This is a genomic window from Acutalibacter sp. JLR.KK004 (assembly GCF_036941085.1).
Taxonomy (GTDB): Bacteria; Bacillota; Clostridia; order Oscillospirales; family Acutalibacteraceae; genus Acutalibacter.
The window spans coordinates 1,529,717-1,556,291 of record NZ_JAYMNQ010000001.1 but is presented as its reverse complement, the minus strand read 5'-3'; the positions used below and the strand labels follow the sequence as shown (position 1 = coordinate 1,556,291).

26 protein-coding genes are annotated in these 26,575 nt (G+C 55.3%); 23 read left to right on the top strand and 3 right to left on the bottom strand.

Going from position 1 to position 26,575, the window contains the following annotated elements; translation table 11 throughout:
- Nucleotides 1–232 precede the first annotated feature (232 nt).
- From VSQ30_RS08565 to VSQ30_RS08515, 11 genes are all read left to right on the top strand, one after another.
- Entirely contained in the window at nt 233–1,240 is a 1,008-nt protein-coding gene (locus VSQ30_RS08565; protein WP_334463410.1) for a biotin--[acetyl-CoA-carboxylase] ligase, read from the top strand.
- A 19-nt stretch (nt 1,241–1,259) separates the two neighbouring features.
- Nucleotides 1,260–1,814, top strand: a complete 555-nt coding sequence (locus VSQ30_RS08560; protein WP_334463407.1) for a biotin transporter BioY — start codon at nt 1,260–1,262, stop codon at nt 1,812–1,814.
- On the top strand, nt 1,811–2,206 hold the full coding sequence (locus VSQ30_RS08555) for a DUF1284 domain-containing protein (protein ID WP_334463405.1): 396 nt from the start codon (nt 1,811–1,813) through the stop codon (nt 2,204–2,206). Before VSQ30_RS08560 ends, VSQ30_RS08555 begins: the two co-directional genes overlap by 4 nt.
- A gap of 318 nt (nt 2,207–2,524) precedes the next feature.
- The gene (locus tag VSQ30_RS08550) at nt 2,525–3,160 is read left to right on the top strand and encodes a redox-sensing transcriptional repressor Rex (RefSeq protein WP_334463404.1); all 636 of its coding nucleotides are present in this window, start codon (nt 2,525–2,527) and stop codon (nt 3,158–3,160) included.
- A 22-nt stretch (nt 3,161–3,182) separates the two neighbouring features.
- The gene (adhE, locus tag VSQ30_RS08545) at nt 3,183–5,789 is read left to right on the top strand and encodes a bifunctional acetaldehyde-CoA/alcohol dehydrogenase (RefSeq protein ID WP_160641301.1); all 2,607 of its coding nucleotides are present in this window, start codon (nt 3,183–3,185) and stop codon (nt 5,787–5,789) included.
- Between the two features lie 108 nt (nt 5,790–5,897).
- On the top strand, nt 5,898–6,650 hold the full coding sequence (locus VSQ30_RS08540; protein ID WP_334463399.1) for a phosphotransferase family protein: 753 nt from the start codon (nt 5,898–5,900) through the stop codon (nt 6,648–6,650).
- 255 nt (nt 6,651–6,905) lie between these two features.
- Entirely contained in the window at nt 6,906–7,148 is a 243-nt protein-coding gene (locus VSQ30_RS08535; RefSeq protein ID WP_160641303.1) for a (2Fe-2S) ferredoxin domain-containing protein, read from the top strand.
- Between the two features lie 161 nt (nt 7,149–7,309).
- Nucleotides 7,310–8,983, top strand: a complete 1,674-nt coding sequence (locus VSQ30_RS08530; protein ID WP_334463395.1) for a [Fe-Fe] hydrogenase large subunit C-terminal domain-containing protein — start codon at nt 7,310–7,312, stop codon at nt 8,981–8,983.
- On the top strand, nt 8,976–10,148 hold the full coding sequence (locus VSQ30_RS08525; protein WP_160641305.1) for a SpoIIE family protein phosphatase: 1,173 nt from the start codon (nt 8,976–8,978) through the stop codon (nt 10,146–10,148). The genes VSQ30_RS08530 and VSQ30_RS08525 overlap by 8 nt, the downstream gene beginning before the upstream one ends.
- 95 nt (nt 10,149–10,243) lie before the next feature.
- On the top strand, nt 10,244–11,686 hold the full coding sequence (locus tag VSQ30_RS08520; RefSeq protein ID WP_160641306.1) for a 4Fe-4S dicluster domain-containing protein: 1,443 nt from the start codon (nt 10,244–10,246) through the stop codon (nt 11,684–11,686).
- A gap of 40 nt (nt 11,687–11,726) precedes the next feature.
- A complete protein-coding gene (locus VSQ30_RS08515; protein WP_334463391.1) occupies nt 11,727–12,791 on the top strand; it encodes a zinc-dependent alcohol dehydrogenase family protein in 1,065 nt (354 codons plus the stop codon).
- Nucleotides 12,792–12,867: 76 nt separating this feature from the next.
- Here VSQ30_RS08515 and VSQ30_RS08510 read toward each other — a convergent pair whose 3' ends face one another.
- The gene (locus VSQ30_RS08510) at nt 12,868–14,511 is read right to left on the bottom strand and encodes an S-layer homology domain-containing protein (RefSeq protein ID WP_334463389.1); all 1,644 of its coding nucleotides are present in this window, start codon (nt 14,509–14,511) and stop codon (nt 12,868–12,870) included.
- A gap of 199 nt (nt 14,512–14,710) precedes the next feature.
- Between VSQ30_RS08510 and VSQ30_RS08505 the strand changes: the two genes are divergently transcribed.
- The gene (locus VSQ30_RS08505; protein WP_334463387.1) at nt 14,711–15,643 is read left to right on the top strand and encodes a hypothetical protein; all 933 of its coding nucleotides are present in this window, start codon (nt 14,711–14,713) and stop codon (nt 15,641–15,643) included.
- 28 nt (nt 15,644–15,671) lie between these two features.
- Entirely contained in the window at nt 15,672–16,175 is a 504-nt protein-coding gene (locus tag VSQ30_RS08500; protein WP_160641310.1) for a hypothetical protein, read from the top strand.
- A gap of 73 nt (nt 16,176–16,248) precedes the next feature.
- On the opposite strand, the gene VSQ30_RS08495 is transcribed toward VSQ30_RS08500, so the two are convergent.
- Nucleotides 16,249–17,406: a 3-phosphoglycerate dehydrogenase family protein gene (locus VSQ30_RS08495; RefSeq protein WP_334463384.1), complete on the bottom strand. Its 1,158-nt coding sequence runs from the start codon at nt 17,404–17,406 to the stop codon at nt 16,249–16,251.
- Between the two features lie 41 nt (nt 17,407–17,447).
- A complete protein-coding gene (gene serC, locus VSQ30_RS08490; protein ID WP_334463383.1) occupies nt 17,448–18,533 on the bottom strand; it encodes a 3-phosphoserine/phosphohydroxythreonine transaminase in 1,086 nt (361 codons plus the stop codon).
- Nucleotides 18,534–18,612: 79 nt separating this feature from the next.
- On the opposite strand from serC, the gene VSQ30_RS08485 reads away from it, so the two are divergent.
- The 10 genes from VSQ30_RS08485 to nuoF all read left to right on the top strand — a co-directional run bounded on the left by VSQ30_RS08485 (nt 18,613) and on the right by nuoF (nt 26,512).
- Entirely contained in the window at nt 18,613–18,855 is a 243-nt protein-coding gene (locus VSQ30_RS08485) for a hypothetical protein (RefSeq protein WP_334463382.1), read from the top strand.
- 408 nt (nt 18,856–19,263) lie between these two features.
- Entirely contained in the window at nt 19,264–19,611 is a 348-nt protein-coding gene (locus VSQ30_RS08480) for a DRTGG domain-containing protein (RefSeq protein WP_160641314.1), read from the top strand.
- Nucleotides 19,611–20,039: an ATP-binding protein gene (locus tag VSQ30_RS08475; RefSeq protein ID WP_334463379.1), complete on the top strand. Its 429-nt coding sequence runs from the start codon at nt 19,611–19,613 to the stop codon at nt 20,037–20,039. Before VSQ30_RS08480 ends, VSQ30_RS08475 begins: the two co-directional genes overlap by 1 nt.
- A 90-nt stretch (nt 20,040–20,129) precedes the next feature.
- Nucleotides 20,130–21,479 carry a [Fe-Fe] hydrogenase large subunit C-terminal domain-containing protein gene (locus VSQ30_RS08470; protein ID WP_334463378.1) on the top strand — a complete coding sequence of 450 codons (1,350 nt, stop codon included), beginning with the start codon at nt 20,130–20,132 and terminating at the stop codon, nt 21,477–21,479.
- Nucleotides 21,480–21,676: 197 nt separating this feature from the next.
- Nucleotides 21,677–22,021, top strand: coding sequence for a DRTGG domain-containing protein (locus VSQ30_RS08465; protein WP_334463376.1), 345 nt, complete (start codon nt 21,677–21,679; stop codon nt 22,019–22,021).
- Nucleotides 22,014–22,733 (top strand): PHP domain-containing protein, encoded by a 720-nt coding sequence (locus VSQ30_RS08460; protein ID WP_334463374.1) that lies wholly within the window; start codon nt 22,014–22,016, stop codon nt 22,731–22,733. The genes VSQ30_RS08465 and VSQ30_RS08460 overlap by 8 nt, the downstream gene beginning before the upstream one ends.
- A 319-nt stretch (nt 22,734–23,052) precedes the next feature.
- Nucleotides 23,053–23,550 (top strand): NADH-quinone oxidoreductase subunit NuoE family protein, encoded by a 498-nt coding sequence (locus VSQ30_RS08455; RefSeq protein WP_160641318.1) that lies wholly within the window; start codon nt 23,053–23,055, stop codon nt 23,548–23,550.
- Between the two features lie 3 nt (nt 23,551–23,553).
- Nucleotides 23,554–24,132 (top strand): ATP-binding protein, encoded by a 579-nt coding sequence (locus VSQ30_RS08450; protein WP_334463373.1) that lies wholly within the window; start codon nt 23,554–23,556, stop codon nt 24,130–24,132.
- 191 nt (nt 24,133–24,323) lie between these two features.
- Nucleotides 24,324–24,704, top strand: a complete 381-nt coding sequence (locus tag VSQ30_RS08445) for a (2Fe-2S) ferredoxin domain-containing protein (protein ID WP_334463371.1) — start codon at nt 24,324–24,326, stop codon at nt 24,702–24,704.
- Nucleotides 24,705–24,721: 17 nt separating this feature from the next.
- Nucleotides 24,722–26,512 carry an NADH-quinone oxidoreductase subunit NuoF gene (nuoF, locus tag VSQ30_RS08440; protein WP_334463369.1) on the top strand — a complete coding sequence of 597 codons (1,791 nt, stop codon included), beginning with the start codon at nt 24,722–24,724 and terminating at the stop codon, nt 26,510–26,512.
- The last annotated feature ends 63 nt before the right edge of the window (nt 26,513–26,575 follow it).

Sequence of the window (26,575 nt, the reverse complement as noted above, 5' to 3'; positions counted from 1 at the left end):
GGATCAGGAAAAACCGCAACGCGCGGGGAAGTAAAAAGGGGAAGGAGAAACAGGAAAAATTTGTCCGCGTTTCCACTTGGCTCGCAGGCTGTACGTGGCAAAAGGATTGTCACCTTGTCTTCCTTTCGCTATGTTGACAATTTAGGCCCTGGTATGGTACTGTATAGTTGCCGGCAATATTGTATAAAATGAAGATTATCCGGATATTTTTTTGAGAAAGGGGGCGGCCCTCATGGACGCTGCCGATAAGGTGCTGGAGCTTTTGCAGGAGGCCAGAGGCCCGGTTTCCGGGGAGCATATGGCCCAAAAGCTGGGCGTAACCCGGAACACAGTGTGGAAGGCTGTGAAACATCTGCGGGAGGCAGGATATGAAATATCCGCCGTAACGAACCAAGGGTATCGGCTTTTGTCAGAAAGCGACGTGCTCAGCGCCGGAAACATCCGGCGGCAGTTGGAACCCCAGGCCTCCATAGCGGCAATTGACGTGCGGGAAAGCGTAACCTCCACCAACACCGTCCTGAAGGAGCTGGCGGAGCTGGGGGGCCGGGAAGGCATGGTGGTTATCGCCCAAAGGCAGACCATGGGCAAGGGCAGGCTGGGCCGATCCTTCTATTCCCCCCAGGGCGGCGGGCTGTATATGAGCGTCCTGCTGCGGCCCCGCTTTTCCGCTGAGGAGGCCCTCTCTATCACAACGGCTGCGGCAGTGGCGGTAGCCCGTGCCATTGACGATGTGACAGGGGAGAGGGCCATGATCAAATGGGTGAACGACGTATATTTCCATGGCAGGAAGGTCTGCGGCATCCTGACGGAAGCCTCCGTAGACTTTGAAAACAGCGGCCTGCATTATGCGGTGCTGGGCATGGGGGTAAACCTTACCGAGCCGGAGGGCGGCTTCCCTGGGGAGGTGGCTCAGGTGGCGGGGGCGCTGTTTGCAGGAAAGGCCCCTGCCGGATCCCGGCCCAAATTGGCCGCCGCCATTCTCAACCGCTTTTTTGCTTACTACCAGGCCCTGCCCCGGCGCACCTTTATGGAAGAATACCGCTCCCGCTCCCTGCTCACTGGAATGGACATCACCTTCATGGAGGGAGAATTCCAGCGGGAAGGCACTGTGCTGGGCGTGGATGAAGAGGCGCGGCTGCTTGTCAGGCTGCCAGACGGCAGCAAGAAAGTCTTTGGCGCAGGGGAAGTGAATATCAAACGGGATTTCCTCCAGCGCCTGCGCAGGGAAAAATCTGTATAGAAAAAAAGGGAGGAAGAACATGAAAATCGTGTTTAAAAGCAGGAACCAGAAAATTGTAATGACAGGGATGTGCGCCGCGCTGCTGGCGGTTCTGTCCCAAATCTCCATCCCTCTGCCCACCGGGGTGCCCGTCACCCTGCAAACCTTTGCGGTAGCCCTGTGCGGCTACATACTTGGCCCCGGGCTGGGCACGCTCTCCGTTGTGGTCTATCTGGCGATGGGCGCTGTGGGCCTTCCGGTATTCGCCGGATTCAGCGGCGGGCTGGGGGCCTTTATGGGCATGGCAGGAGGCTTTTTGTGGGGCTTCCTGGGGATGGCTTTTCTCTGCGGGCTGGGGGCAAGGCAGGGCAACCGCCTGATAGCAATTGCCCTGGGAACAGCAGGGCTGCTGATATGCCATGTGTGCGGCGTGGCCCAGTTTGCGCTGCTCACCGGCTCCACACCCCTGCAGGCAACTGCAGCTGTCTCTGTGCCCTACTTAATCAAAGATGTAATCTCCGTAGCCCTAGCCTGTCTTGCCGCCCTGGCAGTTCTCATGAGCCTGAAGCGCGCCCATCTGGTGGATTCCTTATGAGGGAGATACGAGGGCACCACCTGTTCTGCATGGCGCTGTTTGCCGGGCATGGCTACAGCCAGGAGTTTGTGGAAAATATGGCGGCAGTTATCCGGGAATTGGAAGAGGGGGAAAGCTTCTGCCTTGCCTCCCGCCAGGATTCTGTCTGCGCCGCCTGCCCGAACCTTCTGCCGGACGGAGGCTGCACCCACGGCACAGAGGACGTGCTGGCCCGGGATGCGGCGGCGTTCCAGGTGCTGGGGCTGGCCCCCGGCCAGGAGGCAAGCTGGGAGGAGACACGCAGCCTCCTGCAAAACGTAACCGCGGATGGCTTCAAACAGGTGTGCGGCGGATGCCGCTGGGCAAGGGAAGGGCTTTGCTCTTTGGCACTTTTGCAGAAGCAGCTCAGGTGAACTTGGTGATTTTACCGAAAGAGAGGGAAGCTTTTCCGGCGCGCTGGAAAAACCTCCCTCTCTTTTTGTAAATTGGGCCTTGCTTTCAGAGAAAAAATAGGTTAAAATAAGAGCGAAATGATTCAAAAATTGCCAAAAAAGTGGAATGCCCTGCTTCTAAATATGGGCCATGTAGCTATAGAAAGCCATAGCCCTTGTGTGGAATGGCAAATTGTACAAATTCAATCGTTCTCTTAATATTGATATATCATAGCTGACAATTTACTTTCCATGGAGATTGTGTTAAAATATTATCAAAGTTAGGAAAGGGGTGAAAAAATGCCGGGCCGGAGTGTATCAAAGCAAACCCTCTTGCGGCTGCCTGCATACCTGCATTACCTGCAAAGCCTGCCGGAGGAAGCCGGGCGGTACATTTCGGCAACAGCCGTAGCAGAGGCGCTGGGCCTCAACGATGTGGTGGTGCGCAAGGATCTGGCTGCTGTCAGCAGCTCGGGCAGGCCCAAGGTGGGATATGTCCGCGCAAAGCTTATAGGAGAGCTGGAACACTTCCTTGGCTATGACAACACCCAAGACGCCATCCTGGTAGGGGCCGGCAAGCTTGGCAGGGCGCTCCTGTCCTATGACGTTTTCCCTCAGTACGGACTGAACATCCTGGCGGGCTTTGACATCGATCCGCCGGAAGGCCTGGAGGAGGGGGGGAAGAAGATACTGCCCATGGAGAAGCTGCCGAACCTGTGCAGGCGCATGAAGGTGCGCATCGGCATCATCACAGTGCCGGGGGAATCTGCCCAGGAAGTGTGCGACAGGCTCACCGGCAGCGGCATCCTGGCAGTGTGGAATTTCTCGAACGTCCATCTCAGCGTCCCTGAAGGGGTCTTGGTCCAAAATGAAAATATGGCCGTGTCCCTTGCCATACTTTCCAATCACTTAAAAGAAAGATTCAGCACAAAATAAACAGCAAAGGATGAGTGATTTCATGGAAACAAAGACAGCGTATGAAATTGTGGAAAACACGGAAACATTCGAGAGAATGCTCCAGCGGGTGCGCGAGGCACAGAAGATCTATGCCTCCTACACCCAGGAGCAGGTAGACGAGATCTTCCGTGCCGCCGCCATGGCAGCAAACTTCCAGCGTATCCCGCTGGCCCGCATGGCTGTGGAAGAAACCGGCATGGGCGTGGTGGAAGACAAGGTTATCAAAAACCACTATGCCGCCGAGTATATCTACAATACGTACAAGAACACCAAAACCTGCGGCGTCATTGAGGAAGACCCGGCTTTCGGCACGAAGAAGATTGCCGAGCCTATCGGCGTCATCGCGGCGGTTATCCCCACCACAAACCCCACTTCCACCGCCATCTTCAAAACCCTGCTGGCTTTAAAGACCCGCAACGGCATCATCATCAGCCCCCATCCCCGGGCAAAGAAATGCACCATCGAGGCTGCAAAGGTTGTGCTGGACGCCGCCATCAAGGCAGGCGCCCCGGAAGGCCTCTTCGGCTGGATTGACGTGCCCTCCCTGGAGCTGACCAACAAGGTCATGGCGGAGGCCGACATCATCCTGGCAACAGGCGGCCCCGGCATGGTCAACGCCGCTTACTCCTCCGGCACCCCCGCTTTGGGCGTGGGCGCGGGCAACACCCCTGCTATCATCGACGACACCGCCGACGTTATCCTGGCTGTAAACTCCATCATCCACTCCAAAACCTTTGACAACGGCATGATCTGCGCCTCCGAGCAGTCTGTTATTGTGCTGGACAAGGTTTATAAGCAGGTGAAAGACGAGTTCCAGAAGCGCGGCTGCTATTTCCTCAATAAATCCGAAACCGAGAAGGTTCGCAAGACCATCATCATCAACGGCGCCCTGAACGCAAAAATCGTAGGCCAGAAGGCCCACACCATTGCCGCCCTGGCAGGCGTGGAAGTGCCCGAGTCCACCAAAATCATCATCGGCGAGGTGGAGAGCGTGGACATCTCCGAGGAGTTTGCCCATGAGAAGCTGTCCCCGGTTCTTGCCATGTACAAGGCCACAGACTTTGACGACGCTGTTGCTAAGGCTGAGCAGCTTGTGGCAGACGGCGGCTACGGCCACACATCCTCTCTGTACATCCACATTTCCGAAAAGGAAAAGATGGCAAAGCACCAGGCTGCTATGAAGACCTGCCGTATCTTAGTGAACACCCCCTCCTCCCAGGGCGGTATTGGCGACCTCTATAACTTCAAGCTGGCTCCCTCCCTCACGCTGGGCTGCGGCTCCTGGGGCGGCAACTCCGTCTCTGAGAACGTAGGCGTCAAGCACCTTATCAACGTAAAGACAGTTGCCGAGAGGAGAGAGAATATGCTGTGGTTCCGTGTGCCTGAGAAGGTATATTTCAAGAAGGGCTGCATGCCCCTGGCTCTGGACGAGCTGAAGACCGAATATGGCAAGAAGAAGGCTTTCATCGTCACCGATACCTTCCTGTATCAAAACGGCTACACCAAGCCCATCACCGACAAGCTGGACGAGATGAACATCCAGTATTCCTGCTTCTGGAACGTACAGCCCGATCCTACCCTGGCAAATGCCCTGGAGGGTGTCCAGCAGATCCGCTCCTTCGAGCCTGACGTGATCATCGCCCTGGGCGGCGGTTCCGCCATGGACGCAGCCAAAATCATGTGGGTGCTCTATGAGCATCCGGATGCTGACTTTGCTTCCATGTCCATGGACTTCATGGATATCCGCAAGCGCATCTATAAGTTCCCCAAAATGGGCGAGAAGGCCATGTTCGTAGCTATCCCCACCTCTGCTGGCACAGGCTCCGAGGTAACCCCCTTCGCTATTATCACAGACGAAAAGACTGGCACCAAGTGGCCTATTGCCGACTATGAGCTGCTGCCCAACATGGCAATTGTGGACGTGGACAACATGATGAATGCCCCCAGAGGCCTCACCAGCGCTTCCGGCATTGACGTGATGACCCACGCCATCGAGGCATATGTATCCATTATGGCCACTCCCTTCACCGACGGCCTGGCCCTGCAGGCCATCAAGACTGTATTTGAATACCTGCCCTCCGCTTACGAGAACGGTGCAAACGATCCCATTGCCCGCGAGAAGATGGCAGAAGCCTCCTGCATGGCTGGCATGGCCTTTGCAAACGCCTTCCTGGGCGTGAACCATTCCATGGCTCACAAGCTGGGCGCTTACCACCACCTGCCCCATGGCGTAGCAAACGCTGTTATCCTCACAGACGTTATCCGCTACAACTCCGCTGACGTTCCCACCAAGATGGGCACCTTCTCCCAGTACCAGTATCCCCACGCCAAGGAGCGCTATGTGGAAGCCGCCAAGTTCGCGGGTATCAAGGGCAAGAACGATGACGAAATCTTCGAGAACTTCATCGCGGCCCTGGAGGATCTGAAGGAGAAAATCGGCATCAAAAAGACCATTAAGGATTACGGCGTAGACGAGAAATACTTCCTGGATACCCTGGACGAGATGGTGGAGAACGCCTTTAACGACCAGTGTACAGGCGCCAACCCCCGTTATCCGCTGATGAGCGAGATTAAGGATATCTACCTCAAGTGCTATTATGGTAAATAAGAGAGGGCCAATCCCTTCCCTTTTGCGAACTTCATCCGGGCAGGGCGGAAAGCCCTGCCGGAGGGAGGGCGCTTCCCACAAATCAAGAAAGGAAGATGAGCATATCATATGAAACTGGAAAAGGTAATCGCTGTCCGCACCTCCAAGACTATTTACCGTGATGGGGATCACGTTGTCAAGGTATTCGACGAGGGCTATTCCAAGGCCGACATTTTGAACGAAGCTCTGAACATCGCCCGGGTAGAGGAGACTGGCCTCTCCATCCCTGGCGTGGAGGCTGTCACCATGGTAGACGGCAAGTGGGCTATTGTAACCGATTTTATCGAGGGCAAAACCCTGGCCCGCCTGATGACAGAGGATCATGAGAACTATGCCCAGTATATGGAGCGCCTGGTGGATATCCAGTTGGAAATGCACGCGACTCCCGCTCCTGCCATGCTGAACAAGCTCAAGGACAAGATGAAGCGCAAGATTTCCCAGACCGGCCTGGACGCCACCACCCGTTACGAGCTGGATGCCCGCCTTCATGGCATGCCCAAGCACAACAAGCTGTGCCATGGCGACTTCAACCCCTCCAACGTGGTGATTAAGCCTGACGGCAGCTACGCCATCCTGGACTGGGCGCACGCCACCCAGGGCAATGCCAGCGCCGACGCAGCCCGTACTTATCTGCTGTTCTGGCTGGGCGGCGACATTGAAGGCGCCGAGCTATACCTGGATCTCTTCTGCAAGAAGAGCGATACCGCTAAGCAGTATGTGCAGAAGTGGCTGCCCATCGTAGCTGCCTCCCAGTCCGTAAAGGGCAAGGAAGAGGAAAAGGAATTCCTTATGCACTGGGTAAACGTGGTGGAATACGAATAACCAACGTAACGTTGGATCTGAGACGCGGGAACGCTCACTGCGTTCGCTGGCTTGCGGTCATTTTCGCCGCGTCGCTTCGTGTCGTGCTTACGTAAGCCATCGCGCGCCCGGCCTGCTCCCGCAGAGCGTCTTACTTTGAGAACAAAGCAGAGGGGAGAGAGCCTGCCGCTTCTGGCAGGCTTTATCCCCATAAATTGAAAAGGCAATCTCTTGCCATAGCAATTCAGCTTTATAGCTGAGAAAGGAAGATTCACTATGAAATGTACAATTTGCATTGGCAGTTCCTGCCATCTGAAAGGTTCCCGCCAGATCGTGGAGCAGCTTCAGTATCTGGTAAAAGAGAACCACCTGGAGGACAAAGTGGAGCTGGGCGGCACCTTCTGCATGGGCAACTGTGTAAACGGCGTCAACGTCACCCTGGATGACAAGCTGTATTCTCTCTCTCCCGAGACTACCAAGGATTTCTTCGATAAGGAAATCCTTGCAAAAGTACAATAAAAAGGAACTTTTGATAGGGCGCTCCATCCGTGTTCACCATGGGTGGAGTTTCCCCTACCGTCATGTCCTTGGGAAAAAATACGGAAGAAAGGAACGATACCGGGCGCAAAAAGCAGTTGTTTTTCCTTTTTGTGCAAATCCAGTATCGCATGGCGATTTACATGGCTGAATATTTGAAACTGAAAAAATCCAACTGTGTCAACTGCTATAAATGCATTCGGCACTGTCCGGTAAAGTCTATCAAGTTCTCCTCCGACCAGGCGCACATCGTCTCAGACGAGTGCATCCTCTGCGGGCAGTGCTTCGTGGTCTGCCCCCAGAACGCCAAAGAGGTGCGGGGAGACGTGGTGAAGGCCCTGGAGCTGATGAAGAAAGGCCCGGTGATTGCAAGCGTTGCCCCTTCCTTTGTGGCAAACTATTCCGGCGCCACCATCGCCACCATGGAAGCAGCCCTGAAAAAGCTGGGCTTTGCCTCTGCCGAGGAGACAGCCGAGGGCGCGTCCATTGTGAAGAAGCAGTATGAGAAAATGGTCAAAGACGCCCGCCAGGACGTGATCATCTCCTCCTGCTGCCACTCTGTAAACCTTTTAATCGAGAAATACCATCCCGAGGTGCTGCCCTATCTTGCCACAGTGGTGTCTCCCATGCAGGCCCACTGCCGGAAAATCAAGGCTGCAAACCCCGGCGCGTCCACAGTGTTCATCGGCCCCTGCATCTCCAAAAAGGCCGAGGCCGAAGCATATCCAGGGGATGTAGACTGCGTGCTCACCTTTGAAGAGCTGAGCGAGTGGCTCAAGCAGGAGGGCGTCACCGTCGAAAAGGGCGAGGATAACTTGGACGAAAGCCGCGCCCGCCTGTTCCCCACCAGCGGCGGCATCCTGCGCACTATGGAGCAGGATTCCCCGGAATACAGCTATCTGGTGGTAGACGGCATTGACAACTGCATCCAGGCCCTGAACGACATCAAAGAAGGCAGGCTCCGCAAGTGCTTTATTGAGATGTCCATCTGCGCCGGCAGCTGCATTGGCGGCCCCGCCATGGAGCATGCCCAGCGCCGCCCGGTCAGCGACTACATAGAGGTAGACCGCTATGCGGGCCGGAAGGATTTCGCCATTCCCCAGCCGGAAGAGAAGGAGCTGGTGAAGGATCACAAGTTTATTGGCCTGCACCGCAATATGCCCGGCCAGAATGACATTGAAGAAATCCTGCGCAAAATGGGCAAAAACAATCCTGAACAGGAACTTAACTGCGGTGCTTGCGGCTACAGCACCTGCCGGGAAAAGGCTATCGCCGTATACCAGGGCAAGGCCAATATCAACATGTGCCTGCCCTTCTTAAAGGATAAGGCAGAGTCCTTCTCCGATACCATCATCAACAACACGCCTAACGGCATCATTGTCTTAAACGAGCAGTTGGAGGTGCAGCAGATCAATGCCGCCGCCTGCCACATTATGAATATCCGCTATGCCTCCGATGTGCTGGGGGATCAGGTCATCCGCATTCTCGATCCCAAGGTGTTCCTGGATGTCATGCAGACCGGCCAGGCTGTGCGGGACGAGAAGGTTTATCTGGCGGAATACAAGCGCTATGTAGAGCAGAGCGTCATCTATGACAAGGGCTACCGCATTGTTATGTGCATTATGCGCGACGTTACCGATGAGGAGCGCCAGCGCCAGCGCAAAGAAGAAATCAGCCACTCCACCATCGAAGTGACGGATAACGTCATTGAGAAGCAAATGCGCGTGGTGCAGGAAATCGCCTCTCTGCTGGGCGAAACTACTGCCGAGACAAAAATCGCGCTCACTAAGTTAAAGGATTCCCTGAAAGATGAATAATTTATGTAGTGACATCGGGTATACCAGCATCCATAAATGGGGCGAGCAGCTTTGCGGCGATCGGGTGGAGATTGTCGAGCAAGGCGAAAACTCCACTGTAGTGGTGCTGGCAGACGGCATGGGCAGCGGCGTAAAGGCCAACATCCTGTCGTCCCTCACATCCAAGATTATCTCGACCATGATGGCGGCGAACATGTCCATTGAGGACTGCGTCTCCACCATTGCCGCCACCCTGCCTGTGTGCGCGGTGCGGCAGGTGGCCTATTCCACGTTCACCATCATCCACATCATCGACAATGAAGAAGCGGAGATCATCCAGTATGATAACCCCCTCCTGATCCTCCTGCGGGACGGCAAATTTGTGGAAATCCCCAAAACCGGCAATGAGATTGAAGGGAAAATGATCTACCGCTCCCGCATCAAGCTCCAGGAAAACGATTTTCTCTTTACCATGAGTGACGGCACCATCCACGCAGGCGTGGGCCAGTCCCTGAACTTCGGCTGGCAGCGCCCGGAAATCATCAAGTTTCTGGAAATGATGTATGACCCCTCCTACACGGCCAAAACCTACAGCACCCTGCTGGTGGAGGAGTGCAACCACCTTTACGGCGGCCATCCCGGAGACGACACCACTGTGGCCTGTGTAAAAATACGCAACCGCCAGCAGGTGAACCTGATGATAGGCCCGCCCTCTGACCGTAAGGATGTAAACAAAATGCAGGCCCTGTTCCATTCCAAGGAGGGCAAGCACATTGTCTGCGGCGGCACCACCTCCACTATCACCTCCGAATACCTGAAGAAGCCCATGATAGCCGATTTGGACTATCTGGATCCGGAAATCCCGCCCATAGCCAAAATCGAGGGCGTGGACCTGGTCACCGAAGGCGTCATCACTATCAGCAAGGTGGTAGACTACGCCAAGGACTTCCTCCAGGACAACGAGTCCTATACAGAGTGGGGCTACAAGCGGGACGGCGCGTCCCTCATTGCCCGTATGCTCTTTGAGGAAGCCACGGATATCAACTTCTTTGTGGGCCGGGCCGTAAACCCCGCCCATCAGAACCCCAACCTGCCCATCAGCTTCAACATCAAGATGCGTCTGGTGGAGGAGCTTAGCGAATGCCTGAAAGCTATGGGCAAGCGCATTAAAGTAAGCTATTTCTAAGAAAAAACAATGCCCCATGTGGCGGCTGCACCGCAGGGCCGAACCGCCCGCCGGAAACGGTTTTGTGCAGCATCGCCGGAAAGGAGAATGGGACTATGCCAATTCCCGGACAAGCGGAATGGAAATTTGACACGAAAGTGCAGTACATCAAATATAAGGTGCTGCGCGAGGTGGCCCGGTGCGCCTTTGAAGACCGGCTGCTTGCCACCTACACGGAAATCCCCAAACTCATCGTCAAGGATAAGCCCACCATGCGCTGCTGCATCTATAAGGAGCGCGCCATTGTAGAGGAGCGCATCCGCCTGGCTATGGGCGGCAATAAGGATAACCCCAACGTCATTGAGGTTATTGACATTGCCTGCGACGAGTGTTCCAAGAGCGGCTATAACGTAGGCAGCGCTTGCCGCGGATGCCTGGCCCATCGCTGCGCCGATGTGTGCCCCCGGGGTGCCATCAGCTTTGATGAGCACCAGAAGGCCCACATTGACAAAAGCAAGTGCGTAGACTGCGGCCGCTGCGCCCAGGTCTGCCCCTACAGCGCCATTGTAAACGAAAAGCGCCCCTGCGAGAAGGCCTGCAAGGTGAAGGCCATCAGCATGGCAGAGGGGGGAGAAGCTGCCATCGACAACAGCAAGTGCATCTCCTGCGGTGCCTGCGCATACATGTGCCCCTTCGGCGCCATTGTGGATAAGTCCTTTATCCTGGACGTGGTGAAGCTGATAAAGGAGAGCGGGAACAACGAAAAGTATAAGCTGTACGCGGTTATCGCCCCCTCCATCTCCAGCCAGTTCACCTATGCCAAGCTGGGCCAGGTGATTTCCGGTATCAAGGAGCTGGGCTTCTTCACCGTTGTGGAAGCGGCCTTGGGGGCCGATATGGTAGCCTATGCCGAGTCTGCGGAGCTTGCGGAAAAGGGCTTCCTCACCAGCTCCTGCTGCCCCGCCTTTGTGGACTATGTAGAGAAAGCTTTCCCCCAGATGAAAGAGCACGTTTCCCACAACCTGTCCCCAGCAGCCACTATCGCCCAGTACATCAAGGAGACAGATCCCACCGCGAAAATCGTATTTATCGGGCCTTGCACCGCCAAAAAGATGGAGTTCCAGAAAGAGGGCCTTAAGGATATTATCGACTCCACCATCACCTTTGAGGAGCTGCAGGCCCTGTTCGACAGCAGGGATATCGACCTGAAATCCCTGCCGGAGGACGTGCTGGACAACGCCTCCTACTATGGGCGCATCTTTGCCCGCAGCGGCGGCCTCAGCGATGCTGTGGCCCAGGGCCTCAAGGAGCAGGACATTGAGTTTGATCTGAAAGCAGTGCCCTGCGACGGCATTGAAGCCTGCCGCGTGGCCCTGCTGAAGGCCTCCAAGGGCCTCCTGCCCGGCAACTTTATTGAGGGCATGGCCTGTGTGGGCGGATGCATCGGCGGTGCCGGATGCCTGACCCATGGGGAAAAGAACAAGGCTGACGTAGACAAATACGGCAAGGAAGCCTATGAGAAAACCATCTCCGACGCAATCGGCATGATGAAGAAATAAGAAGCAGAGCTTTTCCTGCCTGCTTCCAGGCGGCGCGCTGATGAAGCGCGCCGCTTTTCGGAGGCTGGCAGGGGAGAAAGAGAGGAAAAACATGAGAGCAGCGGCCTTTTTAGGAAACAAGACCTTTGAGGTACAAGAGCGGGAAATACCCCAGGCAGGCCCTGGCGAAATAGTTATCCGCAACATGGCCTGCGGCGTGTGCGGCACAGACGTGCATATCTACCATGGCGAGCCTGGCTCCGCGGATGTAAATCCCCCTGTGGTGCTGGGCCACGAGTATGCCGGCGAAGTGGTGGAAACAGGGGAGGGCGTCACAGCCCTCAAAGCAGGCGACCACGTCACCGTAGACCCCAATATCTACTGCGGGGCTTGTGAATACTGCCAGAACGGCAAAAAGCAGCTTTGTGAAACCATGCAGGCCATCGGCGTCACCCGGGACGGAGGTTTTGCCCAATACAGCGTGGTTCCCGTAAGCCAAGCCTTTAAACTGTCAGAAGATTTGCCCTATGAATGGGGCGCTATGGCAGAGCCTGTGGCCTGCTGCCTCCACGGCATCGACCTGGCTGGCATCCGGCCCGGAGATACCGTATGCATTGTGGGAGGCGGGGCCATCGGGCTTATCATGCTCCAGCTTGCAAAGCTTTCCGGCGCTGCCAGGCTGGTGGTCAGCGAGCCTAACCAGAAGCGCCGGGAGGCTGCCCTGAAGCTGGGCGCAACCCTGGCCATCGACCCCACCGATCCCAAAGCTAAGGAGTCCATGGCTTGTGAAGCAAACGTGGTTATCGAGTGCGTGGGCAATACCCCCGCTGTGCAGAGCGCCTTTGACTTTGCCAAAAAGGGTGCCACTATTGTCCTGTTCAGCGTCCCCAAGGTGGACGGCACCTTCCAGCTTCCTCTGTTTGATATGTACAAGAAGGAGCTGACTGTAAAAGGCTCTTTTGTAAATCCCGACACCCACCACCGGGCCGTCCAGCTTCTCAATGCGGGCAAGCTGGATTTCACCCCCATCATCACCCACCGCTTCCCCTTGGGCAAAATGGCGGAAGCCATTGCAGAGCAGATGAGCAGCGAGTCCATTAAAGTTGTTGTCTGTCCCCAGGAGTAATTATTTATTAGGTAAAAGCAGCAGCCCCCGGCGCACGTTTTTGTGTACCGGGGGCTGCTGCATACAAAAATTTTTTCTATTTAAACACCAGCATATGGTTCAGCTTCCGCTCCTGCGGCCCATACAGCCACTGCCCGTCCACAAACAGGTTGGTAGAGCCGCCGCCGTCACAGTTCACAGCGTCCCGGCATCCCAGGCTCACCATGATTTTCGAGAGGCTGCTCAGGTTTGTGTTGGCGGTAAGCAGCATAATTTTCCCGTCCTGCTTAATGCCGATGCAGGCCCGCCTGGCGTTGTATACGGTAATGCCAGGATCTTTGAAGCCCTCGGCCCGGTAAGTGTCAGCATTGCCATATACCATGCCGTTTTTCACAATGCGCGGCCCTAAGCCAATGGAAAGCTTGATGTCCTGGGTGGAAGCGCCTTCATAGCTGCGCTGCAAATCAACCCGGTCGCCCACCTGGGCTGTGTCAAAGAAAGCGTCCGCACTTGCCCGGCGGCTGCGCTGGGCAAGCACATAGCCGTCGGAAGGGATATTCACATCTGTGTTGTGCAGCACCTGGGTGATAAACCCGCCGGAGCTTACCACCACAGCGTCCCGGGCGGTAAAGGTCAGGCTGGTGCCGAAATCTTTGGTAAACACCACCCGGGTGGTGTCCTGGGGCACCATAGGCTTCTGGTTAAAGCCCACGTTCTCCAAAACGGCTTCTCCCTGGACGCTGTGCAGCACAGCCCTGTGGCGAGTGGCAAAATTCTCTATGGAGCAGTTTCCCCTGGAGTCCATCACAAAGGCAGACTTTGCCGGGGCAAACAAGTTGTCCACTGTCAATACCTTCCCGCCGCTTATCATGGTGCCGATGGGGATGTAAGAGTCCATATAGAAAAAGGCGGCGTTTACAGCGATAACAGCTCCGGAACGGCTCACTAAGGAGCCAGGCCCTTCCCGCCCGGTAATTTTGTTCTGGGCCAGCATAACGCTGGAAGAAAAGCTGTGAGGGTCAAACACCACTGCCCGTACTGGCACGCCGTTGACACGCTTTTGCACAATTTCATACCGTTCTGTATTGCACTTGTTTAAAAAGCGGGCATACAGGGAAGCAGCCTCCGCCCGGTTGGCAGTCTGGGTGGGGCGGAAGGTGCGGTCAGTATAGCCGTTGAGTATCCCGGCCCGTTGGCAGGCAGAAACACTTGCGGCAGCATAGGAGCTGATTTTCCAGCCGTCAGAAAAAGACATGGCCGGGTTCACCGCGTTCATTTTCCTGCCGGTAGCCTTGGAAAAGTTCGCCACCATCACCGCCAAGTCCTGGCGGCTCACCGGAGAGTCCGGCCCAAAGGTGCCGTCACCCCGGCCCTTCACCACGCCGCTTTCCACAGCCCAGTTGATATAGGGGTTGGCCCAATGCCCCTGTGGCACGTCCTTAAAGCTGCCCTTAAAAGCATACTGCTTGATTTCCGCCGGGGTAAGCAGGGTTTTGCACAGCATGGCGGCAAAGGCTCCCCGGCTCAGCCGCCCTCCGGGGGAAAATCGGTTCGCCCCAGTGCCCTGGATAATGCCCTTGTCCACCAGGTCCAGCACATCTTTGGCATACCAGGCGGTGGGGGGCACGTCGGAAAAAAATCCGGCGGCAAGGGCGGGCCTTATGGACAGCGCGGAAAAAAACAGGCAGCAGGCAAGAAGCGCCGCCAGGAGCCGCATCCCCTTCCTTTTGTGCAAATGCATGGGTATTCCTCCTCCGTTTCAAGCATTCTTTAACATAATATACCACAATTAGCCTGAAAAGTCCATGAAAAAAGAAAAGTGGCGGAAATTACCTGAAAAGATCCCAATTAGTATTTGCATTTTTCTCTGATTTCCTGTAATATGTATCCATAGGGATTTTGCTTTTTCCCTTATCCCATTTTAACTGGAGGGTAAAACTATGATTTGTCCTAAGTGCGGCAGGAATATCCCGGACGGGAGCGTGTGCCCCTGTTCCTACAATACTCCTGTATTGTCCTCAAATCCGGCTGTGAACACCTTAAAAACCATTGGATCCTCACCTCTGTTCCTGGTAGTGTCAATCCTTTTGTCCATCGCGCCTGTGCTGACCATTGCCAGTCAGTTGGGTCTGCGTGACAATATGTGGGATTTGTTCTACTATGCCATGCAGTTAGACCTGGATCCCAGCCTGTTCTACCCGGTTATAGACGCCGCCAGCAGCATGTCCGTTGCAGGCGCGGTGCTTTCCGCGGTTCCCGCCATCCTCGTTGCGGTGGCCATGTGGATTACTTACGCCAGTTGCCGCGATACCCAAAGCGGCAATGTCTCTACAGCAGGGCTTACCATCTGCAAGGTGCTCTCCATCATTTCGCTGGTGTGCATATGCATTTTTGCCGCCATACTGGTGCTGTTCATGGTGATACTTTTGATTGCAGGTGTAGCAGAGGCTGCCAATGATGTCTATGGTTATGATGCCAGCATAGCTCAGGCAGGTATCGCTGTGCTGCTGGTGCTGTTTGTCATCCTGGCGGCAGTTTTGGCTCTGGCGGTTATTTACCAGGTCTGCGTGATTAAAACTATCAACCGCATCAAGGCTACCGCCACCACAGGCGTGCCGGACAACCGCATTCCCAATTTCCTGGTTGTGATGAATTACATTGAGGCAGCAGGCATGGTGCTGGCAGGCCTTGCCAATCTCTTTACCACGCCCATTCTGGGCCTTGGCTCCCTGGTAGGCGCCGCCACCCTGGTGATTATCTCCATCATTCTCACCCGCTACCGCTCCGGCATGACCCTGCTCATGTACCCGCCCGTACAGCCTGTCTATCCCCAGCAGCCCATGCCTCCCCAGGGGCCGGGGAATTGGGGATAAGCCCTCAAAATCAGGGAAAGTGATGTGCATGAAAACCATTATCAGAGCTTTGCTCCGCTCATTGGCGGCGCTGTCCGTTGTCATATTGCTCACCGTTATAACTGCCAACGCCCAGCATTATTTTGCGATCTGGTATGACGCTGATGTGGAAAAGGAATGGGTGGGGGAGGATATCTATATTGTAAATGAAAATGCCACGCTGACGGTATTGGGCTTTGAACATATCCCGCCAACGGAACGTGCAGGCGCACGCGTAGACATCATGGTGAATATCCATGGGGACGCCGAACTGCCCTGGCACTATGACGGCAATAACTATCGGCTGCAATATTATCAGGACGGAAAATGGTATGTGGTAGGCCACCCGCTTGCCGTACCCGCAGTAGGAGCAAATTGGATGCCTGCCGGTGACACGGTGATGCGTTACCGGATACCGCTGACTGTGTTGCAGCAGTCCGGTACCTTTCGGTTATATGTTTATCCTTTAGGCTTTTGCGATGTTCCAGGTTTGAACGACACAGACGGCTGCTGAAACAAAAATAATAGAGAAAACCGGCGGGGCGCAAGCTCTGCCGGTTCTTTCTATGCCATTTTTTCAGTTCAAATTACTCAATCACCCGGATCTTCACCACATGCTCCAGTTTCGAGAAGGTGCCCCCGGGCAGATCCCCGGTCACGTCCAGAATGGTGTAGGCATATTCCCCCCGGGACTTGCTCTGCATGTTCTCAATGTTAATCCCGGCCTGGCCGCAGGCAGCGGCAAAGATGGCAATGGTGTTGGGCAGGTTCTTGTGAATCAGGCACACCCGCTTGGTGCCCGGCTCCCGGGCCATAGAGAGGGAGGGCAGGTTCACAGCATTTTTGATGTTGCCGTTTTCCAGATAGTCCTTCATCTGATCCACAGCCATCTCCGCGCAATTGTCCTCGCTTTCCGGTGTGGAAGCGCCCAGGTGGGGGAGGGCCGTCACATTCTCCGCGCCAATCAGACAGTCAGCCGGGAAGTCTGTGGCGTAAGCCGCCATCTTGCCGCTTGCAAGAGCCTCGCAGAGCGCGGCGCTGTCGCACAGCTCCCCCCGGGCGAAGTTTAAAAGCCGCACGCCGTCCCTCATCTTGCCAATGGTCTCCCCGTTTATCATACCCTTTGTGTCTTTGGTCGCAGGCAGGTGCAGGGAGATATAGTCGCAGTTTGCGTAAATCTCATCTAAAGAAAGGGAGCGCTTCACAGAGCTGGAAAGCCGCCAGGCCGCCTCCACAGAGAGGAAGGGGTCATAGCCGTAAACCGTCATGCCCAAGGCCTCGGCGGCATTTGCCACCAGAATACCAATGGCCCCCAGGCCCACCACGCCCAGGGTTTTGCCGCTGATTTCCGGCCCCGCAAACTGGGACTTGCCCTTCTCCACCAGCTTGCCCACAGCGCCGCCTTCCCCCTTAAGGGTTTTCACCCAGTCCATGGCGGCGGGGATTTTCCGGGAGGTGAGCAGCAGGGCGCACAGAACCAGTTCTTTCACAGCATTGGCGTTAGCCCCCGGGGTATTGAACACCACAATGCCCTTTTCCGTGCATTTGTCCACAGGGATATTGTTCACCCCAGCCCCAGCCCTGGCTATAGCCAGCAGGGTTTCCGGCAAATTCATGTCGTGCATGGCGGCAGAGCGCACGAGAATGCCCTCTGGCTCCTGCATTTCCGGGGAGAAGGTGTAAGCCTCCCCAAAGCGTTTGGTGCCCACAGGGCTTATCTTGTTTAAGCACAGTATCTTATGCATGTTGCATACCATCCTTTCCGTCCATTCATTATGGCTCAAAATTACCCGTTGGCCTTCTCAAAATCCCGCATAAAGGCCACCAGCTTTTCAATGCCCTCCACAGGCATGGCGTTGTAGATGGAAGCCCGCATACCGCCCACACTGCGGTGGCCCTTCAGGTTCACAAATCCCGCTGCGGCGGCCTCCTTTACAAATTTTCCGTCCGTGTCCGAGTCCCCCGTCACAAAGGTGACGTTCATAATGGAGCGGCTGTCTTTCCTGGCGCAGGGCTTAAACAGCTTGGAGCTGTCCAGGAAATCATAGAGCAGTTGGGCCTTTTTCACGTTGCGCTCCTCCATTTTGGCAAGGCCGCCAATGTCGTTCTGAATCCACTCCAGCACCAGCTTGCACATATAAATAGACCAGCAGGGAGGGGTATTGTACATGGAATCGTTTTTCGCCATCACGTCATACATAAACATGGTGGGAGTGCCCGGAAGCGTCTCGCCAATAAGATCCTCCCGCACGATAACAATGGTAAGGCCGGCAGGGGCCACATTCTTCTGTGCCCCGGCATACAGCAGGCCAAATTTGCTCACGTCAATGGGCTGGCTTAAAATGCAGGAGGAGATGTCCGCCACCAGGGGCACATCGCCGGTGTTAGGCAGGGTGTGCCACAGGGTGCCGTAAATGGTGTTGTTCATGCAGATATGGAAATAGTCCGCGTCCGGGCGGCACTCATTTTTGTCAATTTCCGGAATGTGGGAGAAGGTGTCCTCCTTGCTGCTTGCCACAGCCTTCACGTCGCCATAGCGGCTGGCTTCCTGATAGGCCTTTGTGGAAAACTGCCCGGACAGCACATAGTCGGCCTTGTGGTTTTTTGTCATCAGGTTCATGGGCACAGCGGCAAACTGGGAAGAGGCGCCTCCCTGCAAAAACAGAACCTTATAGTTTTCCGGGATAGCCATAACCTCCCGCAGCAGGCTCTCTGCCCCTTTGATAATGGCGTCATAGACCTTGGAGCGGTGGGACATCTCCATAACGGACTGGCCGCTGCCCTCATAGTCCATCATTTCGGCGGCAGCTTTTTGCAGTACGGCTTCGGGCAGCATGGAAGGCCCGGCAGAAAAATTGTACACACGGGACATTTTCATTACCTCCTAAAAATAATACTTTAATGAATACTGGGATACGAAAAAAGCTCGCAGGCTTGGGAACACCAGAGGTTTGGCAAAATACACAAAATTTGATCTTTTCAAAAATGACAATCCGGAAACAAAAATGACAAATCATTTACAAAACTGCTTGCTTTTCCTGTTTTCCATCTGGTTTTTACCAGAAAAACAGACAGTTCAGCTTTTAGACATAAATGCGTTTTGGGCCGTTTTTGTGGAAAATCACAACAAATTTCCAGCTTTTTTCAGCCCCCTGTTCCTCACAGAACAGCCTGTATGGGTTGCCCTATTATAGCGCTTTTGCGTCTAAAATGCAAGATAAAACTTTTGAAATTGCAAAATTGCACTGGGGGAGAAAAAAGGGGGAAATCTGCGGCAGAAAAAAATCTGGCAAATTATATAAAATGTTTGCACTTTGGCCCCTTTATATGATATAATCTAAGCAATGAGGATGCGCAAAATGCCAAGCCTCAGGCTGCCCCATAGCAGGGCAGCCCCTACCCTTAAAATGAGAAGCCTTGCCCCAGGGCGGTGTGTAAACTGTTCCGGCAGCTTTTACGGGATTCTATCGGGATTTTTTTAAAATGCGATAATTTTTTCCGTGTTTTCCTTGGATCTTGTAAGGTTTCCTCGAAACTCCTTGCACAGTTCTGGCAGTGTGGCTTCTAACAGCAAATTTTTAATCCGGGAGGAAAACCAGTCTATGAAAGTAAGGGACATTATTGACATCCTGAAATGCGAGGTTTTGAACGAAGGGAGCCTGGACGAGGAAGTGAAAACAGCCTGCGGCAGCGATATGATGAGCGACGTGCTGGCTTTTGTAAAGGATCAGTCTGTGCTGCTGACAGGCCTGATGAATCCCCAGGTGGTGCGAACGGCGGAAATGATGGACATGCACTGCATTGTGTTTGTGCGGGGCAAGGAAGTGAATCCCGGCGTGGTGGATTTGGCAAAGCAAAAGGACATTACCGTTCTTGCCACTCCTTATCGTATGTTTACGGCCTGCGGGCTGTTATATTCCAATGGTCTGCGGGGAGGGTGTGATATCTGATGAGTATGCTGCATTTACATTATGATGTGCCTGGAGACGACTTCACCCGGGCCGGCGAAGCCTCTGGCGACGTGAAACATAAGCTGAAACGCCTGGGCTACGAGCCTGACGCCATCCGCCGCGTAGCCATTGCGATGTACGAAGGGGAAATCAACATGGTTATCCATGCGGGCGGCGGCGAAGCCACTGTGGATATTGATCCCGACAAGGTAGACATCCTTCTGCAGGACCATGGCCCCGGCATTGCCGATGTATCCAAAGCTATGCAGGCCGGCTGGTCCACAGCCCCGGATAACGTCCGGTCTTTGGGCTTTGGGGCGGGAATGGGCCTGCCCAACATGAAAAAATACACAGATCTGATGGAAATTGGGTCCGTGGTGGGGGAAGGCACCACCGTACATATGGTGGTAAACCCCGGCAAGAAGTAAGCGGCACGCGGCCCTGAAAGCGGGCCTTTCCCGCAAACCAAGAAATGAAGAAAGGAACGGCGGGGCCTTCTCCTTACCGGAGGCTGTGCCTTGCCGTGTGCATGTAATATGGTTGAGTTTTACCATTCCGTTACCCTGCACGAGGAGCAGTGCGTGGGCTGTACCAACTGCATCAAGCGCTGCCCCACCGAAGCTATACGGGTGCGGGGGGGCAAGGCCGTCATCGCGCCCGAACGGTGCATAGACTGCGGCGAATGCATCCGCATCTGCCCCCACCACGCCAAACGGGCCAGGTACACCCAGCTTTCCCGTATGCAGGAATTCAAATACAATATTGCATTACCAGCGCCTACCCTGTACGGCCAGTTTAACAATCTGGATGACATCGACTATGTGCTTACCGGGCTGAAGGAAATGGGCTTTGATATGGTGTTCGAGGTTTCCCGGGCGGCGGAACTTATCAGCGAGGCCACCCGTAAGCTCATGGATGCCGGGAAGCTCAAGCGGCCTGTTATCAGCTCCGCATGCCCGGCGGTGGTGCGGATGATACGGGTGCGTTTCCCTGACTTGGTAGACAACGTGCTGCCCCTGAAATCTCCCATGGAGACGGCGGCGGCTATGGCAAAGCAGCAGGCTCACGAAGAAACAGGGCTGCCCTATGAGGATATTGGATGCTTCTTCATCACCCCCTGCCCGGCAAAGGTGACGGATATCAAAGCGCCTATCGGCCTGGAAAAATCCATGGTGGACGGCGCCCTTGCTATCAGCGATGTGTTCCCCATGCTCTCCAGCAAAATGGATCACCTGACATCCATCGAGCCTATTGCCAACTCCGGCATTATCGGGGTGGGATGGGCTACCAGCGGAGGCGAATCGGCGGCGCTTTTGAACGAAAAATATCTAGCGGCGGATGGCATTGAAAATGTGATCCGGGTGCTGGAGGAAATTGAGGACGAGCGCATTGGCGAGTTGGACTTCATTGAGCTGAACGCCTGCGCCGGCGGCTGCGTGGGCGGCGTGCTGTGCGTGGAGAACCCTTATGTGGCCAAGGCCCGGATCCAGCGGCTGCGGAAGTATTTGCCCGTTTCCCAGAACCATTTGCAGGGAGGGCCTATCCCCAGCCTGATGGAGTGGGAAAGCGGGTTGGAGTTCTCCAACGTGATGAGCCTTTCGGAGAACCTCCAGGAAGCCATGATGATGATGGTGCAGATAGACGAAATGGAGCAGGAGTTCCCTGGGCTGGACTGCGGGGCCTGCGGCTCTCCCACCTGCCGGGCCTTTGCGGAGGACGTGGTGAAGGGCGGATCCCGCAAGACAGACTGCGTGTTTGTGTACCGCAAGCAGTTGCAGCAGGTGGCAAGCACCTTGTCGGCCCTGGAGACAGCCCCCTGCGTGCTGCCGCAGCGTGACGGTGACGATTGCCAGCGGCAATCGCCCTGAGCCGACCGAGCCGGCAGGCGGGAAGCACCTGAGATGCGGGAAAGTTAAGATGTGGGTTATCGCCGCGCGGAGGGTTCGCGCGCTTACGTGGGCGGACGCAGACACGGCGTGAATCCTTTTTCCTTAAAAAAGGGTGGCGGGACAAACTCCCGCAGCTTGACAAGCCAACGAAAACAAGAGAGGAAGATGATGCCGTTATGACAATAAAAGAGATGGCGGAGAACTGCGGCTGGAAGCTGCTGGCGGGGGAGGAGGGCACAGACGCCCAGGTGGACGGGTGCTACATTGGCGACCTTTTAAGCTGGGTGATGGCCCGCGCCCTTTCAGGCAACGTATGGTTGACAGTGATGGGGAATGTGAACGCTATTGCGGTTGCTGCCCTGACAGACGTGGCGGGCATCGTGCTGGCGGAGGACGCAGCCTTGGATGAGGCCGCCAAGAATCGGGCGGAACTCCAGGGGATACCAGTGTATACCTGCCCGGAAAACCTCTATGAAACCGCTTTGAAGGTGGCGGGGCAATTGGGGCAGGGAAATGGCTGAGTACCGCTATGACTTCCACATACATTCCTGCCTGTCCCCCTGCGGCGACAACGACATGACCCCCAGCAATATTGCGGGAATGGCGGCGCTGATGGGGCTGGATATCATCGCTATTACCGACCATAACACCAGCAAAAACGCTGCTTCTGTTATGGCGGCAGGGCAGGAGGCGGGGGTGCTGGTAATCCCTGGCATGGAGCTGTGTACTTCTGAAGAAGCCCATATTGTCTGCCTTTTTGAGACGCTGGAAGGTGCTATGGGTTTTGACAGCTACATATATAAGAACATGCCCCACATCCCAAACAAAGCGGACATTTTCGGGGAACAGCGGATGCTTTCCCGGTCGGAGGAGCTGCTTGGGCTGGAGGAAAACCTGCTGCTGGTTTCCTCCTTTGTGGGGGTGGACGATGTATGCGCCCTGGCAAAGGAATATGGCGGCATAGCTTTGCCAGCCCATGTGAACCGGGATTCTTACAGCGTCATCGCCGCCCTGGGAAGCCTTCCACCGGAAGTGGGCTTTGCCGCTTTCGAGGCCACCAGGGACTGCGACATGGAGGCGCTGTTCAGAACAAACCCGGAGCTTGAGGGGCTAAAGGCGGTGCGGGACTCGGACTCCCACTATTTGGAGACGCTGGCGGAGTCGGAAGCCCATACCATCAGCCTGCCGGAAAAGTCGGCGCGGGCGGTGCTGCAGGCGCTGGGAAAGGGCTGAAAAGGGCATTCGAGAAATTTATACCGATATTTTGGTAACAATTTACGGTTTGTACAGGAAAATCCTGTAGCAAATTGTCGTTCTTTTCATTATAGTTCTTTTGAAGAATTATAATAGCCCTGGATTTTGATATATTTAGTAGGATGTTCAGGGACGGCCACAACTGGCTGTCCGTTAGAGGCTTTTCAGCATCTGGGCGCGCGGGGGCTGGCAAACGGTTTTGCCTTCCGGAGCGGAAAATGCGCTGCCAAAACCTGCGCGGGAAGAGGCTGAACAGGCTCTTAAGTTGCAACCATCAATATTTTGGGAGGAAAAACCTATGCAAAAGCGAATCAGCAATTTGCCGTTCCACGACACTCCCGAGCAGGCACAGAAGCTCGACGAAGTGATCGGGGGCCTGAAGGGGCAGGAGGGGGCTGTAATGCCAGCGCTCCATCAGGCGCAGGAAATTTACGGCTATCTGCCCTTAGAGGTGCAGCAGAAAATCGCCAAGGGCCTGAACGTACCCCTGGAGGAGGTCTATGGCGTATCCACTTTCTATTCCCAGTTCTCCTTGACGCCCAAGGGCCGCAACCACATCTCTGTGTGCCTGGGCACTGCCTGCTATGTAAAGGGCGCTGACAAGGTGCTGGACCGCATTCAGCAGAAGCTGGGCATCAACCCTGAAGAATGTACCGAGGACGGCGCTTTCTCCCTGACCGCCTGCCGGTGCATCGGCGCCTGCGGCCTGGCCCCTGTTATGACGGTGAATGAGGACGTATACGGCCGTCTGGAGCCGGAAGAGGTTGACAGTATTCTGGCAAAATACATGGAGTAATCCATGCGGGAGCTGTCGTTAAATGTCATGGACATAGCCCAGAACTCCATTTCCGCCGGGGCGTCCCTTATTACCATTGCGGTGGAGGAAGATCTGACCCAGGATCTTCTGCGCATATCCGTGAAGGATAACGGGCGGGGCATGACGCCTGAGCAGGTGCAGAATGTTACGGATCCCTTCTACACCACCCGTACCACTCGGAATGTGGGGCTGGGGGTTCCCTTGTTCAAAATGGAAGCGGAGATGACAGGGGGGCACTTTACCATTGACTCTACAGTGGGGGTAGGTACAGAGCTGGCAGCGGTATTCCATCCCTCCAGCGTGGATATGATCCCTTTAGGGGATATCAACGGCACCATGCTCCTGCTGGTTACAGGGAACCCGGACAGGGATTTCCTCTTTACCAGAAGCTATAAGGACCACAGTGCCCAGCGGGATTTTGCCCTGAACACGGCGGAGCTGCGGGAGGTGCTGGGAGGGGATGTTTCCCTGAACGCACCGGAGGTGGTGCTGTGGATAAAGGATTATCTGGAGGAGCAGACCCACTATGTCCTGACCGGCCAGGAGCCTGCGGAGGAATAGCGCATTGTATGCGGGTTTCCTTTGGCGGAAGCCGGAAAATCATCGGAACAAGGACACTGCCACGCAGTTAACGGGGTTTTACGCGCCGCAGGTGTGGCAAAAGGTTTTTACAGCCTTTCAGGGACTTTTCGTAAAGCTCCTGAAAGCCGCTGGAAACGGCTGAACAACGCAAGAAAGGAATGGTACCATATATGAAATCTTTAGCGGAACTGCAGGCAATTAAAGAGCGCGCCCGCGCTTCTGTCAACATCCGTGAGAATGCCGACGCCGGAACCAAGGTGCTGGTGGGTATGGCTACCTGCGGCATTGCTGCCGGGGCCAGGCCTGTGCTTAACGCCTTTGTGGAAGAGGTGGCAAAGCGCAACCTCCAGGGCATTATGGTCACACAGACAGGCTGCATCGGCATCTGCCAGTATGAGCCGGTGGTGGAGGTTGTCACTCCCGGACAGGAGAAGGTCACCTATGTGAAAATGACCGCCGAGAAGGCCCTGCGGGTGGTAAACGACCATCTGGTAAACGGCAATGTGGTGAGCGAGTACACCATTGGGGCCAACGCCATCGGCGCGAAATAAATTAGGAGGAAGAATCTATGTATCGTTCGAACGTGCTGGTCTGCGGAGGAACGGGCTGTACCTCCTCCAACAGCGAGCAGATCATCGAAAAGCTGAATGAAGAAATCAAGGCTGTGGGCCTTGAGAAGGAAGTGAACGTTATCCGTACCGGCTGCTTTGGCCTGTGCGCTTTAGGCCCCATTATGGTGGTGTATCCTGAAGGCGCTTTCTACAGCCGCGTTACAGTGGATGACGTGAAGGAGATTGTGGACGAGCACCTCTTAAAGGGCCGTATCGTCAAGCGCCTGCTGTACCAGGAGACAGTGGTGGACGACAACACTACCAAGTCTTTGAACGAAACCAAGTTCTACGCAAAGCAGATGCGCATTGCCCTTAGAAACTGCGGCGTTATCAACCCCGAGTTGATTGACGAGTACATCGCCCAGGACGGCTATGCCGCTCTTGGCAAGGTGCTTACGGAGATGACGCCTCAGGAAGTTATCGACCTGATGCTGGCTTCCGGCCTGCGGGGCCGCGGCGGCGCAGGCTTCCCCACAGGGCTTAAGTGGAAATTTGCCGCAGCCAACCAGGCTGATCAGAAATATGCCTGCTGCAACGCTGACGAAGGCGACCCCGGCGCCTTTATGGATCGCTCTGTTTTGGAAGGCGACCCCCACAGCGTGCTGGAGGCTATGGCCATTGCCGGCTACGCCATCGGCGCAAGCCAGGGCTATATCTACATCCGAGCAGAGTATCCTATTGCGGTAAAGCGCCTGCAGATTGCCATTGATCAGGCCCGGGAATACGGCCTGCTGGGCAAGAATATTTTTGATTCCGGCTTTGACTTTGACATTGACATCCGTCTGGGCGCAGGCGCTTTCGTGTGCGGCGAAGAAACCGCCCTCATGACCTCCATTGAAGGCAAGCGCGGCGAACCCCGCGTGCGGCCTCCGTTCCCGGCTCTCAAGGGCCTGTTCGGGAAGCCCACAGTGCTTAACAATGTGGAAACCTATGCCAACATCCCGCAGATTATCTTAAAGGGCGCTGATTGGTTTAAGTCTATCGGCACCGAAAAGTCTCCCGGCACCAAGGTGTTTGCTCTGGGCGGCAAGATTACCAACACCGGCCTTGTGGAAGTGCCCATGGGCACCACCCTGCGGGAGGTTGTGGAGGATATTGGCGGCGGCGTGCCTGGCGGCCACACCTTCAAGGCTGCCCAGACCGGCGGCCCCTCTGGCGGATGTATCCCGGCAAAGCTGATTGACACCCCCATCGACTATGACAACCTGCTGGCTATCGGCTCTATGATGGGTTCCGGCGGCCTGATTGTTATGGACGAGACTACCTGTATGGTGGATATCGCCAAGTTCTTCCTGGAGTTTACGGTGGACGAATCCTGCGGCAAGTGTACGCCCTGCCGGGTGGGCACCAAGCGCCTGCTGGAAATCCTCAACAAGATTACCTCCGGCAACGGCACTTTGGAGGACATCGACAAGATGGAGGAGCTGTGCTACTACATCAAGGAGAACTCCCTGTGCGGCCTGGGCCAGACGGCTCCGAACCCGGTACTCTCCACCTTGAAGTATTACAGGGACGAGTATGAGGCCCATGTGGTGGAGCATCGCTGCCCTGCTGGCGCCTGTAAAGCCCTTACCAATTACGCTATTGAGGCCGACAAGTGTAAAGGTTGTACCCTTTGCGCCCGTAACTGCCCTGTGGGGGCTATTTCCGGCGCTGTCAAGCAGGCCCATGTGATTGATACCAACAAGTGCATCAAGTGCGGCGTTTGCATGGAGAAATGCAAGTTCGGCGCAGTTGTGAAGAAATAAGGCAGCGTGGCGCGATGTTGTAAAGCGCTCCCGCTTTACGTGCTGGGGCTTTAGTCTGCCCTG